We start from the raw sequence: 13777 nt of genomic DNA on the forward strand, positions 1-13777 counted from the left end.
GCCTGCGGGTGGATGCCTGGCCTTCGAGGGCTTCCTAGCCTTCTTCCACTTTTGGCGTCACCCTCCCGAGTCAGTTGGCGGGAAAGGTCCCCAGTTCTGTGGGGCGCCTGTCACGTCCTCGAAGTCGACCGTGCCGCCGCTGTACACCGCGTCGATGAAGGTAACCGTGCCGCCGCTGAACTCCGCGCGGACGAAGGCAACGCTGCCGCCGCTGAACTTCGCGCCGGTGAAGTCGACGCTGCCTCTGCTGAACTTCGCGCCAATGAAGGTAACCGTGCCTCCGCTGAACTCCGCGTCGATGAAGGTAACCGTGCCGCCGCTGAACTTCGCGCCGGTGAAGTCGACGCTGCCTCTGCTGAACTTCGCGCCGCCGAAGTAGACGCTGCCTCTGCTGAACTTCGCGCCGGTGAAGTCGACGCTGGCTCCACTGAACTTCGCGCCGCGGAAGTCGACTCTGCCTCCGCTGAAGTAGACTCTGCCAGCGCTGAAATCCGCGCCGCCGAAGTAGAAGCTGCGGCCGCTGAACTCCGCGCCACCGAAGGAGACCGTGCCTTGAAAAAGACTTCCCTGTAGGTACCCGCCGTCGAAAGTGGCGCGGGTGAAGTCGAAGTTGCACGCCGACCAGGAGGTCGGTGCTTGGGGTTGTAGGTGGCTGCGGATGGTCCGGATGATGGTGAGGCGGACCTCGCGTTCGCCCTCCTTGTATGCGGCGGGCGTCGACGACAGTGATTCGCCCACCGATGCCGTCGAGGCGGCCTCCGGATTGGGCTCGTACGGCATGCGCAGGTAGGCGCACAGAACGTCGACGCACACCTGTCGCTGCTCGATCCAGTCGTCGGCGAGCCGGGCCATGGCGTATACGCCAGCCAGGCGCACCGCTGCCTGGTCGTGGCCGAGTTGGTCGGCGGCGGTGGTGAAGCGCTCAGCGAGCTGCTTGTCGTCGGCCCGATGAGCGTCGCCCTCCGCAAGGCGCTGTTTGCGGTAGGCATAGACCCCTGCGAGAACAGCGCCGGCAAAGGTGAGGGTCGCCAGCGCGGTGCGGATCACCTCGTGAGCAGCGACGGGGTTCTCCGGGGTGGCCTCCTTCGACGCGAGAGAGTGAAGGAATTCGTAGATCCCGTAGCCCATGGCCAGGGCCAGCAGGAGGGCGAGCAGGCCCACTACCCAGACGGGCCACAAGCGGGGAGCGTGTCGGCCCCGCGAGGCCGGGTCCTTATGTCCCCGTCGCGGCATAGCTGTCACGGCTTGATCATGCTCGTGCTCTGGCCCTGACGGAGCGCTGTGGCCGCCGTTCGGCGGAACGGGAACACTCGCCTGGGTCCGTGGTACTCCCGGCCCTGAGCTCGCGGTGGGGGACACCACCACGGGCTTGGGGGGACCATGCTCGCCAGAAGAACCGCGCTCGTCACGGCCGCCATCCTCGCCGCCACACTCTTGCGCACCTGTGACACGAGCGAGCCCCCGTCGCCATTGGTGACGGGGGCTCGCCGAGATTCGCCCGTAGAACCTACGGGGTCACCCTGTATGCGTGGCAGTCAGCGCAACCCTTGATGTATGCCCACCGGAACTTGCCATTGGGGCTGGTCCGAGTGATCGACGTCGGGTCGTTGCTCCAGTCGCCCAAGCTGTCGCCCATCATGCGGAGCCAGACGTGGCCAGCGCACCAGGCCGCCCCATCGAGGGGGTTATCGGTCTTGGTGGCCACGGCCTTCGTGGAGGTGAGGGTGAGCGTGTAGATGTTGTTGCACGAGCGCTCGTACTGGAACTTGCCCGGCTTGTCGATCAGGATCGTGTCGGCGGCGAAGGCGGGCGTGGTAGCCAGCATGAAGGCCGCTGCTGCGGCTCCGAGGACTGTCGCTGCGCGCTTACGCATGAGGGCTTCTCCCCGTATTCGGTGGTAGTCGGTCGACCGCAGCCAAGGTAGAAGGCCGGACGCTCACGGAGTACCTATAACTCTTCAGGGTGCACCGGGAGTTCGCACAGGTCGGCCAGGGGAGCGGTGGTGGCGTCCCGGGCCTTCATGGTGTGCGGGGTGGCAGGGGCCGCGTTCAAGCTGCGGATGCCTCGCCGGGTGCTCCGACTCGCTTCCCTTCGCGTCACCCCTGATGAGGAGCCGAACAGCCGCGGCAACATCGGACGGCAGTACAGGCACAGCTCCTCGACCGATCCAGTTGCTCGGATGCGGCTGGTCGGTGGTGACCACGAGCGTCGTACCTGGGGTGTCTGCATGCTCGACCGCGAACGTGCAAGGCGACCATGCCAGGCCCTGGTCGTACATCGGCCTGCCTCGCAGCCGCCAGCGGTAGGCCGTGCCGTCGACAACGATCCGTCGTGATCCCTTGCGGACCAGTGCCATGGCTCCACCCTTCAACAGCGAAGGTGCTAGCGAGCCCGGCCCCGCCGTCCGTCTCAGTTTCCGTCTCATTCAGCGCCGTTCACGGCCGTTCAGACGAGACCGAAGGCGGTAGCCGGACGCACGACCGGCCGTCGATGAACGCAGGTGAACGGCCCCGTCCGATGCCCCAGACCCCACCACCACAGTTGGAAAGCGTGCACTTTCGCCCGGGGTACTGTGCTGGTCATGTCAGCCGAACCTGTCTGTCCGCGCTGTGAGCAGGACTGGGTCCAGCCGTACCGCTTCAAGGCCGATGGGACGTGCTTCCTGCTCTGCACCGAGTGCGACTCGCTGTGGTGGCCCCACGAGACGGTCGGCGTCACCCAAGCGCGCTTCCTCGACGATGTCGTCGCGGCACGCCTCGGTGTGGAGGGCAACCCATGGAGCGACCGTGTCTGGGCTGACGTCATCGAGCCGGCATCCGGACCCGGCGCTGAAGTCCGCCGCACCACAAGCGCACCAGATCGAGCGGGGAACCACGGTGACCGCAGCCGGTCGCCTCGCACCACGGTTCGGCCGTTCGCCCAGCTCAGCCCGCACGACAGCCCCGAATGATCACAGCTTCCCAAGCTGATGGTCTGCCGTCCGCCTTGACCTCGTAGGTACGCCCTGATCGGCTGGTCCCATGGCCATCGACCCAAGCGAGTACGACAACACGATGCCGATCGTGGCGGCCCATCTGGCGAAGGTCGAGCGGGCAGTCAGCCGGACCCGTACCTCCCACGCCGGGCAGCCGTACACGATCGTTCGGCAAGCCCTCCTCGAAGCGCTACAGCATGAAGACGCTCAACGAGTCGTACCGCAGGTCGTCGACGAGTTCGCCCGGCGGATCTCTGAGGAACCGGATCAGCTCCCGTTCTGATATCCGCCCCTGACATCAACGACGGCCGACGACGGCCTCCACTCCAGCGATCCCGAGTACTGTGAAGCCCCGGTGATCGAACTCCTAAAGCGGTGGCTTCCTGGCAACCAGCGGCCGTGGCCAGCTAACGCAGGCCACGAGTGCGCTGCCATCCTCGGTGAGGAAGAGCAGGGTGAACCGTGTCCGATTGTTAGGATCGATCAGCGCTGTGCGCACAGGCCGGCCATATTCCCTGATGAGCTGCACTGCTCGCTCCAGGCCAGGAGGTTCGAATCCGCGCATCCGCATGCGCTGAAGTCGGCGACTGAAGACTCCGGCATGCGCACCAGTGGGTTGTACCCGCTCCTCCACCGAGTAGGGGGCGCCGCTGCGGAGGGTGGCCAGAGCTATCACGGACGCCTCGTCACCGATCAACAGCGATTCCAGCACATGCCGTTCCATGGTCACCCCGTTTGGATCGTGCGGTACAGCAGCCGGGTACCGCAACCCTAGTGACCGCCCCCGCACGGTAGCGTCTCTCCGGGCCCGCCCAGCGGCCGGTATGACCCCCGCTGATCGCGCTAGAGCTACGGATCAGAAGGTCACTGCTCAGCACACCGCAGAGCGGCCCGTGCCACGGCCGGGCAGCCAGGGTCAACAGCAGGCTCCGACAGGTGCATTCGTGCGCGTAGGTTCGATCAGAGAAGCCCAGGCAACCAGCCAGGCACCCCAGCCTTTCTCCTAACACGGTGATTCCTCACCAGCCCGCTGTACGCCAGTGCAGGCCACCAGCGCGCCGCCGTCTTCGGTGAGGAAGAGCATTGCGCGGCCCTTACGCGGCATCGGCGGCCTTCTCCTGACGCGGGCGGACGACGGCTCGGCGGCCCCGGCTGACCTCGATCAGACCGTCCTTCTTCAGCTGGGTGAAGGCCCGGTGCGCTGTGCCGACCGAGACGCCATGGGCCTGGGCGATGTCGCCGACGGTGGGGACGTCCTCGCCGGGCAGCATCGTGCCGTCCTTGATGGCGTCCGCGAGATCCTTCGCGATCACTTCCCAGGGAGTGAGCTCGCGCGGCGGGGCCGCTTCCGCCTTGATGGTCCGGCCGATGGGGCCCACGTCCGCGTCCGGCCGGCCCTGGACGGCCGCCTCGCACTGGCCGCACAGGGCCTCTGCTCCGTCCTCGGTGACCACGAGCATCGCCCACAGCGATTCGTTGCCGCACTCGCAGAGCAAGCGAAGCCCATTGATGACGGCGGTGACCGGCTGCTCGGCCAACAGCCCTGCCGGCACCGGCAACTGCTTGGCGAATGCGGTGACGGCCTGGCGGTCGGAGGTCGCCAGGAACGCGGCGTAGTACTTGAGCGTGGTCGCTCCTCCGCCGCCGTGCCCAACGCGGCCGGCGACCGTTCGTACGTCGGCACCGGCGCCCAGGAGCTCGGTCACGTTGTACGCACGCAGGTCCTTCAGACGGTGGGTGTGGATCTTCAGCTTCTGCGCGAGGCGGCGGTACCGCTGGCTGACGCTCGACGGCACGAGCGGGGCGGTGCTGTCGGCTTCACCGGAGAACACGAAGGCGTCGCGGGCGAGTTCACCGCCGAGCGCCTTGCAGCGGTCCTCGGCGCGGGCTCGGTGGGCTGCCAGAACGGAGCGTGTGATCACGTCGATGGCCTGCTTACGGCGCTGGTGGGTCTTGGTGTTCTTGATCCTGCGACCGTTGTTGGAGTGCTTCACGAAGAGTTCGAGCCGGTCGAGGTTGATGTCCGACCAGCGCAGAGCGCACATCTCGCCGCGGCGTGAGCCGGTGACCATCGTCATGAACAGGAACGTTCCCCAATCGAGGTCCCGCTGCCAGGCGGTGTTCAGAACCAGGGCCGCTTCCTCAGGAGTGGGCGGGTCGGGGTTCGGCTTGGGCTGGGACGGCGGCTCAGCCAGAGCTGCCACGTTGGTCGTCACATACCCCCAGCGCAGACCTCGGTTGAGCGCCGGGCGCAGGATGAAGTGAATCTTGCGGACCGAGTTCGCGGCCAGCGGCTCGCAGGCGTGCTTCTGCTTCGTCTTGGGGTCGGTCTTGCCGTTGCGCCGGCCCTCGCACTGTTCCTGACACTGCCGGAGGCGGGCGTAGAACAGCTCCAGCATTTCGGCGGTCAGCTTGCCCGCCTTGAGGTCGCCGAATGTGGGCTTGAGGTAGTTGCGGATGATGCCCTCGGTCCGCTCGTACGACGTCTCGTCGAGCTCGGCGACGCCCAGCCACCGGTCAAGCAGGAACGACATGGTCACCTGTGTCTTGGGGTGGCGGCTCTCGTCGACCTGGTGGAGGAGCTTCGTGCGGGCCTTCTCGGCCCCGACCTCTGTGTCGGCCTGCTCGTGGAGGTAGAGATCCTTCTTGGTGAGCGGGTCGCGCCCGGCGTAGACCCGGACCTGGAAGCCAGCCCCGTTGGGGCGGATGCTGCCGCGCTGACGTCGCTTGTTCTTGGTGTTCGCCATGGTTCTGGAACCTATTCATGGTTAATGCCATGGCTACGACGAACAGCGCGCCTACCTCGGAGAGGTAAACGCGCTGGTCAGACTCGGTGCCCCCGGCAGGATTCGAACCTGCGACACCCGCTTTAGGAGAGCGGTGCTCTATCCCCTGAGCTACGAAGGCGAAGGCGGGGGCTTGTAGAAAACCTTGCGGAGTACAAGCCCGCTGGTCAGACACGATACGACCCACTCTGCAGTGTCACTCGAGCAGACAATGCGGCGTACCAATGACCGACCAGGGACAGAGTAGCGGATGCGCGCCAGCGAGCGTCGTCGGCATAGGGAGCAGGTGAGGCGGGTGGCAAGTGTGAGGGCCTCTGACCTGAACTCCAGGAGACCACCCGCCCCGGCACGGAGAGCCACAGCAAGCCCTGCGACGAGGCCTAGGCCCATCTGCCGAGGTCACCTCGGACCGGGGTCGGGTCCCGGCTCGGCCCCGCGTCGTTAGCCTCGGCGATCAGCCCCACTCACACGTGCCGCTCCGGGCCGGACGCCGAGCGCGAGCCGGCAGTCCGCCCGATGCACCCCTGTGAACCGGATGGCACACCACCGGCGCCATGGATGCACCCGAGGAGAGCGATGGCCGGCAGCGGATACACGTACGTCTGCAAGTTCGACGTGTTGGAGGAGGGCGTCCCGCGGCGCTTCGAGGTGGAGGGCGTGCCCGTGTCCCTCGTCCTGACCGAGCAGCAGGTCTTCGCGATCCACGACGTGTGTTCGCACAGCGCCGTCTCGCTCTCCGAGGGGGAGGTGGACGCCTTCACCGTCGAGTGCTGGCTGCACGCCTCCCGCTTCGATCTGCGCACCGGCCACCCCCTCGATCCGCCGGCGACCCGTCCCGTACCCGTGTACGCGGTGCGGATCGAGGACGGACGCGTATACGCACAAGTGGCAGGAATGACAGAAACACCGTGATCGATCCATCGGACGACGCCGCCATCGAGCGGGCCGATGCCGCCCGCAACCGTGCCCGGCTGCTGGAGGCCGCTGCCCTGCTGGTGGCCGAGCGCGGGGCCGAGCACGTGACGATGCGGGAGGTCGCCGAGACGGCCGGGGTCGGCAAGGCCACGCTCTTTCGCCGGTTCGGCGACCGTGACGGGCTCCTGCTCGCCCTCCTCGGTGAGGCGGAGGCCGAGTTCCAGGAGGCGTACACCGAAGGTCCCCCGCCGCTGGGCCCGGGCGCGCCCGCGCGGGATCGGCTGGAGGCGTTCGGCTGTGCGCTGATCGAGCGCATCGTCGCCGACGCGGACCTGGGTGCCGCGCTGAGCCGTCAGGTGCTCCACAGGCGCCGCCATGCCTCCGACACCGGCCGTGCGTTCCATCAGCATGTCTCAAGTCTCTTGCGAGAAGCCGGAGTTGACGGGGATCGCGACCTGCTCGCCCACGCCCTGCTCGCCTTCGCGAACTTCGAGACGACGGACTACCTGTATGCCGGGTGCGGGTTCCCCGTCGGGCGCCTCCAAGCCGCGTGGGTGGACCTGGTCCGGCGGATGATCCGAGCCGGGTCCCCCGGGCCCGCTTGACCTCAAGTTAGCTTGAGATTTTACGTTGTTTGGGCGGGCCCCACCCAAAGGCGGCTCGCGATCTCTCCCGACCGGCCTGCCTGTCCGCCTGCCTGCCTGTCCGCCTGCCTGCCTACCTACCGAAATCGAGGTACACCCATGTCCCGACCCACGTCCCAGTCCCCACTCAAGATCGGCGTCCTCATCGGAAGCGTCCGCCCCGGCCGCTTCGCCGACAAGGTGTCCCAGTGGTTCGTCTCCGAGATCGGGCGGCGTGACGACATGGAGACGCACGTCATCGACCTGTCCGAACCCGCCCTCGCCGACGAGCTCAAGCTCACCCTGGAGCGGTCGCCCGCCCCGGACGGCGATCCGGACGCCGCCCCGACGCTGGCCGAGCGGATCGGCGGGCTCGACGGGTTCGTCGTCGTCACGCCCGAGTACAACCACGGGTACCCGGCCTCCCTGAAGCTGGCCATCGACTACGTCTACCGGGAGTGGCGGGCCAAGCCGGTCGGCTTCGTCTCCTACGGCGGGATGGCCGGCGGTCAGCGCGCGGTGGAGCAGTTGCGTCAGGTCTTCGCCGAACTGCACGCCGTCACCCTGCGCGACACCGTCAGCTTCCACATGGCGTGGGAGCAGTTCGACGACGAGGGCCGCCCGCATGACACGGACGGCACGTCCAAGGCGGCCTCGGTGCTGCTGGACCAGCTCGCCTGGTGGGGGCTGACCCTGCGCGAGGGGCGTGCCGCCAGGCCGTACGACGGTTGAGGTCACCCCGAGACCCGGGCGAACCGCCCCGCAACCGCCAAGTCCCCCTCCACCCGCCCGGCCGTCTCCATCAGTTCCGGGAGCACCTCCCGTACGCACTCCTCCACCGACCGCCGAGCCGCATGCATCGCCACGTTCACCGCGGCGACCACCCGGCCCGTGCGGTCGCGGACCGGTACCGCCACCGAGCGCAGACCCGCCTCCAACTCCTCGTCGACGAGGGCGTATCCGAGTGTCCGGACGTTCTCCAGAGCGGCTGTCAGAGTCGTGGGGTCCGTGGTCGTGTGCGGTGTCAGCGGGGACAGGTTGCCCAACCGGCGTTCCCCGGGCGGGAGATCCGCCAGGAGCACCCGGCCCATCGATGTCGCGTACGCCGGCAGTCTCGTGCCGACCGTCACGTTGACGCTCATCACGCGGCTGGTGGCGGCGCGGGCCGTGTACTGGATCTCCTCGCCCGACGGTGTCAGGACCGCCAGGGACGCCGACTCGTGGACGCGGTCGGCCAGTTCGGCCAGGTGGGGGGTGGCGATCTGGGCCAAGGAGGTGCGGGACAGGGGTGGGAAGCCCAGCGACAGGACGCGGGGGGTGAGCGCGAAGCCCCGGGTGCCGGACTGGCGTACCAGGCCCAGGTGCTCGTAGGTGATGAGTGCCCTGCGTGCGGTGGCCCGGGACAGGCCCGTCGCCCGTGCCACGTCGGTGAGGGTCAGCTCGGCCCGTCCCGCGCCGAAGGCGGTCAGTACGGTCAGTCCGCGGGCCAGCGACTCGACGAACTCCCTGCCCAGTTCCTGCTTGGAGGCGCCCGTCCAGGTCGCCAGGCCGGCCGGTGCCGGGCCGGGCGCGGGCTCGGGTGCCTCGCGCAGTTCGCGTTCCATCTCCGCCACCGCCGTGCGCAGGCGGGGGAGGAGCGTGTCGCGCAGGTTCGCGGCCGTGTGCCGGCTCGTGTGGCTCACCACGTTCGCCACGCAGGCGATACGGCCGCCCGCGCGGGGGTCCCGCACCGGTACGGACACCGCCACCAGACCCGGCTCGATCAACTGGTCGTCCAGCGCCCAGCCGTCCTTGCCGGCCCGCTCCGCCCGGCGTGCGAAGTCCTCGTCGTCCGCGTCGGGGGACGTGTGTTCCCGGGGCGGTACGGCGGGAAAGTCCCGGTCCTCCGGGTCGGCCGCCCGGCGTTCGTGCCACGCCTGCCACTGCGCGTCCGTCCACTCCGTCGCGAACAGCGGGCCCGGCGCGGTGCGTTCGGCGGGGAGCAGGTCGCCGATGCGGAAGCTGAGGGACATCGCGCGGCGGCGGGTCGCCTGGTGGATGAAGCGGATGCCGTCGCGGTCGGCGACCGCCAGGGACACCGACTCGTCCAGTTCGTCGGCGAGCGCGTCGGCGTGGGAGGCGAGGAGGGCGGGCAGGCCGAGGGCGGCCAGGTAGGCGTTGCCGAGTTCCATCACGCGGGGGGCCAGCACCACGTCGCGGCCGTCGAGGCGGACGTACCCCATGCGGGCGAGCGTGGACGCGATCCGGTCCACCGTCGAGCGCGCCAGCCCGGTGCTCCGCTCCAGCCCGCTCGCGCTCAGCGTCCCGCCCGCCTCCGTCAGCCGCCGCAGCACCGCCACCCCCCGGATCAGCGGCGTGACCGCCTCCGCCGGCACGGCACGGTCGTCGTCCAGGGTCGTCTTCGCGGGCATCAGTTCTCCGTACGGCGTTCGCGGCAGCCCTAACCGTAATCCGCCCCACGCGCGCGTACGGCGACCTCGACCTACCCGTGCGTGCGGCAACCGGGCCCGCCACCCCGCACCTGCCCCGCACCCCCTACCACTCCCGAGCGACCCGCACCCGATAGCTCCCCGTCAGATCCGCCCCCACCACGGCGACCCGCACCCCCCGTTTCGCGTCCCGGAACTCCTCCCCGGGCACGAACGTCGCGTCCGACAGTTCCGCGTGGACGTTCGGGCTCCGGGTGCAGCCGCCGCTGTCCTTGCGGGAGTCGTGGACCTTGACCGGTCCCATCCCGGTGTCCACGTCCGCGTCGACCTGGTAGATCAGGACGCCGGGGCGGCACACGGTCTCGTCGTTGCCCTCCCGGGTGCGCAGTTCTATGGCGTAGCCGCTGCGGCGGTCCAGGGGGACGAACACCAGCTTCGGGCCGCCCTCGCGGGCCAGCGGTGTCAACTCGTACTCGGCGGTGCCGGTGGTGGTCGCGCACCGTACCTGGGCCGCGTCCAGCCAGCCCAGCTTCCACTTGTGCCAGCCGAGCATGTCGTTGTTGGCCCCCCAGTCCTCGCTCATGATGTCCCAGTGGCCGACCGCGCTGCCGCCCTCCGAGGTGTACAGGTCGGGCAGGCCGAAGACGTGGCCGTTCTCGTGGGGGAGGACCCGGTAGCCGGTGCGGTGGTAGGTGCCGGAGCCGTCGTCCTGGCGGGAGTAGACGAAGGAGGCGTTCGCGACGGAGACGCCGTCGGCCACCGGGGCCTCCGTGTTGCCGGCGAAGGACACCGACAGGACCGTGTCCAGGGCCGAGGGGCCGGCGTTCGGCGTCACCAGCACGTTGAGGAAGTCGTACGACTTGAAGTCCACCTTGGGATCGGCCGCGGCCACGATGTCCTGGACCAGCTGCCGGTACCCGGGGTCGAAGGGGGCGCCGCGCTCTATGCCGTAGGCGTGGAACGACTTGGGCATGCGCAGCCAGCCGGGGATCGGGGTCCGGGGGCGGTAGTCGAGGCGGCCGTAGGAGCTGGTGCGGAACCAGTCCTGGGTCTGCGGGAAGAACTCCGCGTAGCGGTCGAGCGCGCGGCCCTGACCGTGTGCGTCGGGGAAGTCGACCATCACGGTGAGGGCGTGGACGGTGCCGGTGGAGCGGGAGTAGCCGTGGGTCGTCGGTACGCCCTCCGACATCTGGACCGTCGGGCGGCCGCTGATCATGCAGGGGCCGAGGGGGGAGGAGCGGGCGAGCGCGATCGGTCCCGCTCCCGTCGCCGTCAGGGTGCCCGCCGTGTGGTGCCCGGTGCCTGCCGAGGTGCTGACCGCCAGGGTCAGGACGGTCACGGAGGCGAGGGCGACCAAACGGCGGGGACGTATCCGGCGGCTCGGCTGCATGCATGGGCCCTTCAGTCCATGGCAGCCCGCCGACCGCGCGCTGCGCCCTCTCGATCACCCTGTGTCGAGGGGTGCGCGGGCGCGCGTTGGAAGAGACCGAACGTGGGTCTCAGGAGGAGGGGTTTGTGACTCAGGTCACAAGAAAACATCTCCAGGGCGGGAAATAACCGGGGAGCTCTTCCCCGTTTAGCCATGTGTCCGAGCGAAACGGGGAGACCTTCCCCGGATCGCCACTCACTGGAACTCACCGACCTCAGGAGTACGCCGTGCAGACCGCAACCCCCGTAGCGCGCAAGGCGACCCGGCCGCGCGCCGACGCCCTGCGCAACCGGGAGCGGATCGTCACCGCCGCCCGGGAGATGTTCGTCGAGTTCGGCCCCGACGTGCCGCTCGACGAGATCGCCCGCCGGGCCGGCGTCGGCAACGCCACGGTGTACCGCAACTTCCCCGACCGCGACGCGCTGGTACGCGAGGTCGTCTGCTCGGTCATGGACCGTACGGCGGCGGCGGCCGAGGTCGCGCTCGCGGAGACCGGGGATGCCTTCGAGGCCCTGGAGCGCTTCGTGCACACCGCCGCCGACGAGCGGATCAGCGCGCTGTGCCCGATGGTCCAGAGCACCTTCGACCAGAACCATCCGGACCTGGAGGCGGCGCGCGAGCGGGTCGAGCAGCTCGCCGGGGAGATCATGGACCGCGCCAAGGAGGCCGGCCAGCTGCGCTCCGACGTGGACGTCGGTGACGTCATGCTCGTCGCGGCCCAGCTCAGCCGGCCCCCGGCCGGGACCGGGTGCGACATCGCCGACCGCTACGTGCACCGCCATCTGCAGCTGTTCCTGGACGGACTGCGGGCCCCGGCCCGTTCGGTCCTGCCGGGCACGGCGATGACCATGGAGGACCTGCGCCAGGCCTGACCAATTAGTTCAGAGCGCAACAGCAGTCACCACACCGAATCTCACCGGCCGTCACAGCCGACGAGCCGTCCCCTTACCTTTCACTTTTTCCGTCACGAAGTCCCGAAGTGGGTATCTCCATGTCTGAAACAGCCGCAAAGGCTCCCGGCAGCGCCCTCGGCGCCGTCGATCCCAACCGCTGGAAAGCGCTCGCGTTCATCGCGATAGCCCAGCTCATGGTCGTTCTGGACGCGACCATCGTGAACATCGCCCTGCCCTCCGCCCAGCAGGACCTGGGCATCTCGGACGGCAACCGGCAGTGGGTCGTCACGGCCTACGCCCTGGCCTTCGGTGGTCTGCTGCTGTTCGGCGGCCGTATCGCCGACCTCTGGGGCCGTAAGCGTGCCTTCGTGATCGGCCTGGGCGGCTTCGCCGCCGCCTCCGCGCTGGGCGGTGCGGCCACCAACGAGGCCATGATGTTCGGTGCCCGTGCCCTGCAGGGTGCCTTCGGCGCGCTGCTCGCGCCGGCCGCGCTCTCGCTGCTCGCGGTGATGTTCACCGACGCCAAGGAGCGCGCGAAGGCGTTCGGCATCTACGGCGCCATCGCCGGTGGTGGCGGTGCCGTCGGTCTGATCCTCGGCGGATTCCTCACCGAGTACCTGGACTGGCGCTGGACGTTCTTCGTGAACATCCCGTTCGCCATCGTCGCGGCGGCCGGCGCCTGGTTCGTCATCCGTGAGCCGGAGGGCGGCCGCAACCGCTCCTCGCTCGACATCCCCGGTGTGATCCTTTCCACCCTCGGTCTGGTCGCGCTGGTCTACGGCTTCACCCGCGCCGAGTCCAACGGTTGGGGCGACTCGCTGACGGTCGGCATGTTCGTCGCCTCCGGCGTGCTGCTGCTGGCCTTCGTCCTCGTCGAGGCCAAGGTCAAGGCCCCGCTGCTGCCGCTGCGTGTGGTCACCGAACGCAACCGTGGCGGGGTGTACCTCTCGCTCGGCCTCGCGATCATCGCGATGTTCGGCCTGTTCCTCTTCCTGACCTACTACCTGCAGATCGTGAAGGGCTACTCGCCGGTCAAGACCGGCTTCGCCTTCCTGCCGATGATCGTGGGCATGATCGTCGGGTCCACCCAGATCGGCACCCGGCTGATGACCCGGGTCGCGCCGCGGCTGCTGATGGGCCCCGGCTTCGTGGTCGCCGCCCTCGGCATGCTGCTGCTGACCCAGCTGGAGATCGGTTCCTCCTACGCCGCGCTCCTGCTGCCCGCGATGGTGCTGCTCGGCCTGGGCATGGGTACGGCGTTCATGCCGGCGATGTCCCTGGCCACGCAGGGCGTCAAGCCGCAGGACGCCGGTGTCGCCTCCGCGATGGTCAACACCTCGCAGCAGGTGGGCGGCGCGATCGGTACGGCCCTGCTGAACACGATCGCCGCCTCGGCGACCACGTCCTACATCGCCGACCACATCGGCGGCGCGGCCGGCAAGTCCCAGCAGCAGCTGGTCCAGCTGGAGGGCATGGTGCAGGGCTACACCAGCGCCATCTGGTTCGCCGTCGGCATCCTGGTGGCGGCCGCGGCCATCGCCCTGACCTTCGTCAACGCCGGCCGCCCGGGCGGTACGGCGGTGGCGTCCTCCGAGGAGGGCGCGGCGGACGAGGTGCCGGTGCCGGTCGTCGCGCACTGATACCGGCGACGACACGGCCTTACCCCTTGGGACCAGGCGTACGTACGGGGATGGGGACGCTCCGTACGTACGGCCTCACCGGACCTGC

12 protein-coding genes and 1 tRNA gene are annotated in these 13777 nt (G+C 69.0%); 7 read left to right on the forward strand and 6 right to left on the reverse strand.

Annotation, left to right across the window (positions count from 1 at the left end; genetic code table 11):
- Window positions 1–57: 57 nt before the first annotated feature.
- On the reverse strand, window positions 58–1161 hold the full coding sequence (locus BLU79_RS06655; protein WP_256333178.1) for a pentapeptide repeat-containing protein: 1104 nt from the start codon (window positions 1159–1161) through the stop codon (window positions 58–60).
- 346 nt (window positions 1162–1507) lie between these two features.
- Window positions 1508–1873: a hypothetical protein gene (locus BLU79_RS06660; protein ID WP_093904655.1), complete on the reverse strand. Its 366-nt coding sequence runs from the start codon at window positions 1871–1873 to the stop codon at window positions 1508–1510.
- Window positions 1874–2581: 708 nt separating this feature from the next.
- On the opposite strand from BLU79_RS06660, the gene BLU79_RS06670 reads away from it, so the two are divergent.
- Together BLU79_RS06670 and BLU79_RS06675 are read left to right on the forward strand one after the other, a co-directional pair.
- On the forward strand, window positions 2582–2950 hold the full coding sequence (locus tag BLU79_RS06670) for a hypothetical protein (protein WP_143052462.1): 369 nt from the start codon (window positions 2582–2584) through the stop codon (window positions 2948–2950).
- A 70-nt stretch (window positions 2951–3020) separates the two neighbouring features.
- A complete protein-coding gene (locus BLU79_RS06675; RefSeq protein WP_093904657.1) occupies window positions 3021–3257 on the forward strand; it encodes a hypothetical protein in 237 nt (78 codons plus the stop codon).
- 811 nt (window positions 3258–4068) lie between these two features.
- Here BLU79_RS06675 and BLU79_RS06685 read toward each other — a convergent pair.
- Together BLU79_RS06685 and BLU79_RS06690 are read right to left on the reverse strand one after the other, a co-directional pair.
- Window positions 4069–5721: a tyrosine-type recombinase/integrase gene (locus BLU79_RS06685; protein ID WP_093904658.1), complete on the reverse strand. Its 1653-nt coding sequence runs from the start codon at window positions 5719–5721 to the stop codon at window positions 4069–4071.
- A gap of 87 nt (window positions 5722–5808) precedes the next feature.
- Window positions 5809–5881: transfer RNA gene (locus tag BLU79_RS06690), tRNA-Arg, on the reverse strand.
- A gap of 455 nt (window positions 5882–6336) precedes the next feature.
- Here BLU79_RS06690 and BLU79_RS06695 point away from each other — a divergent pair.
- The 3 genes from BLU79_RS06695 (at window position 6337) to BLU79_RS06705 (ending at window position 8030) form a co-directional block, all read left to right on the forward strand.
- Entirely contained in the window at window positions 6337–6672 is a 336-nt protein-coding gene (locus BLU79_RS06695; RefSeq protein WP_093904659.1) for a non-heme iron oxygenase ferredoxin subunit, read from the forward strand.
- Window positions 6669–7280, forward strand: a complete 612-nt coding sequence (locus tag BLU79_RS06700; RefSeq protein WP_371131822.1) for a TetR/AcrR family transcriptional regulator — start codon at window positions 6669–6671, stop codon at window positions 7278–7280. The genes BLU79_RS06695 and BLU79_RS06700 overlap by 4 nt, the downstream gene beginning before the upstream one ends.
- 138 nt (window positions 7281–7418) lie before the next feature.
- On the forward strand, window positions 7419–8030 hold the full coding sequence (locus BLU79_RS06705) for an NADPH-dependent FMN reductase (RefSeq protein ID WP_093904660.1): 612 nt from the start codon (window positions 7419–7421) through the stop codon (window positions 8028–8030).
- Window positions 8031–8032: 2 nt separating this feature from the next.
- Here the strand turns inward: BLU79_RS06705 and BLU79_RS06710 are convergent, their stop codons facing one another.
- Together BLU79_RS06710 and BLU79_RS06715 are read right to left on the reverse strand one after the other, a co-directional pair.
- Window positions 8033–9709: an IclR family transcriptional regulator domain-containing protein gene (locus BLU79_RS06710; protein ID WP_093904661.1), complete on the reverse strand. Its 1677-nt coding sequence runs from the start codon at window positions 9707–9709 to the stop codon at window positions 8033–8035.
- Between the two features lie 124 nt (window positions 9710–9833).
- Complete coding sequence (locus BLU79_RS06715; RefSeq protein ID WP_177000898.1) at window positions 9834–11117, reverse strand: M6 family metalloprotease domain-containing protein; 1284 nt, start codon at window positions 11115–11117, stop codon at window positions 9834–9836.
- 266 nt (window positions 11118–11383) lie between these two features.
- Between BLU79_RS06715 and BLU79_RS06720 the strand changes: the two genes are divergently transcribed.
- Together BLU79_RS06720 and BLU79_RS06725 are read left to right on the forward strand one after the other, a co-directional pair.
- A complete protein-coding gene (locus tag BLU79_RS06720) occupies window positions 11384–12028 on the forward strand; it encodes a TetR/AcrR family transcriptional regulator (RefSeq protein ID WP_093904663.1) in 645 nt (214 codons plus the stop codon).
- 119 nt (window positions 12029–12147) lie between these two features.
- Window positions 12148–13689 (forward strand): MFS transporter, encoded by a 1542-nt coding sequence (locus BLU79_RS06725; RefSeq protein WP_093904918.1) that lies wholly within the window; start codon window positions 12148–12150, stop codon window positions 13687–13689.
- The last annotated feature ends 88 nt before the right edge of the window (window positions 13690–13777 follow it).

Origin of the sequence: Streptomyces sp. cf386 (genome assembly GCF_900103585.1) — a bacterium.
GTDB lineage: Bacteria > Actinomycetota > Actinomycetes > Streptomycetales > Streptomycetaceae > Streptomyces.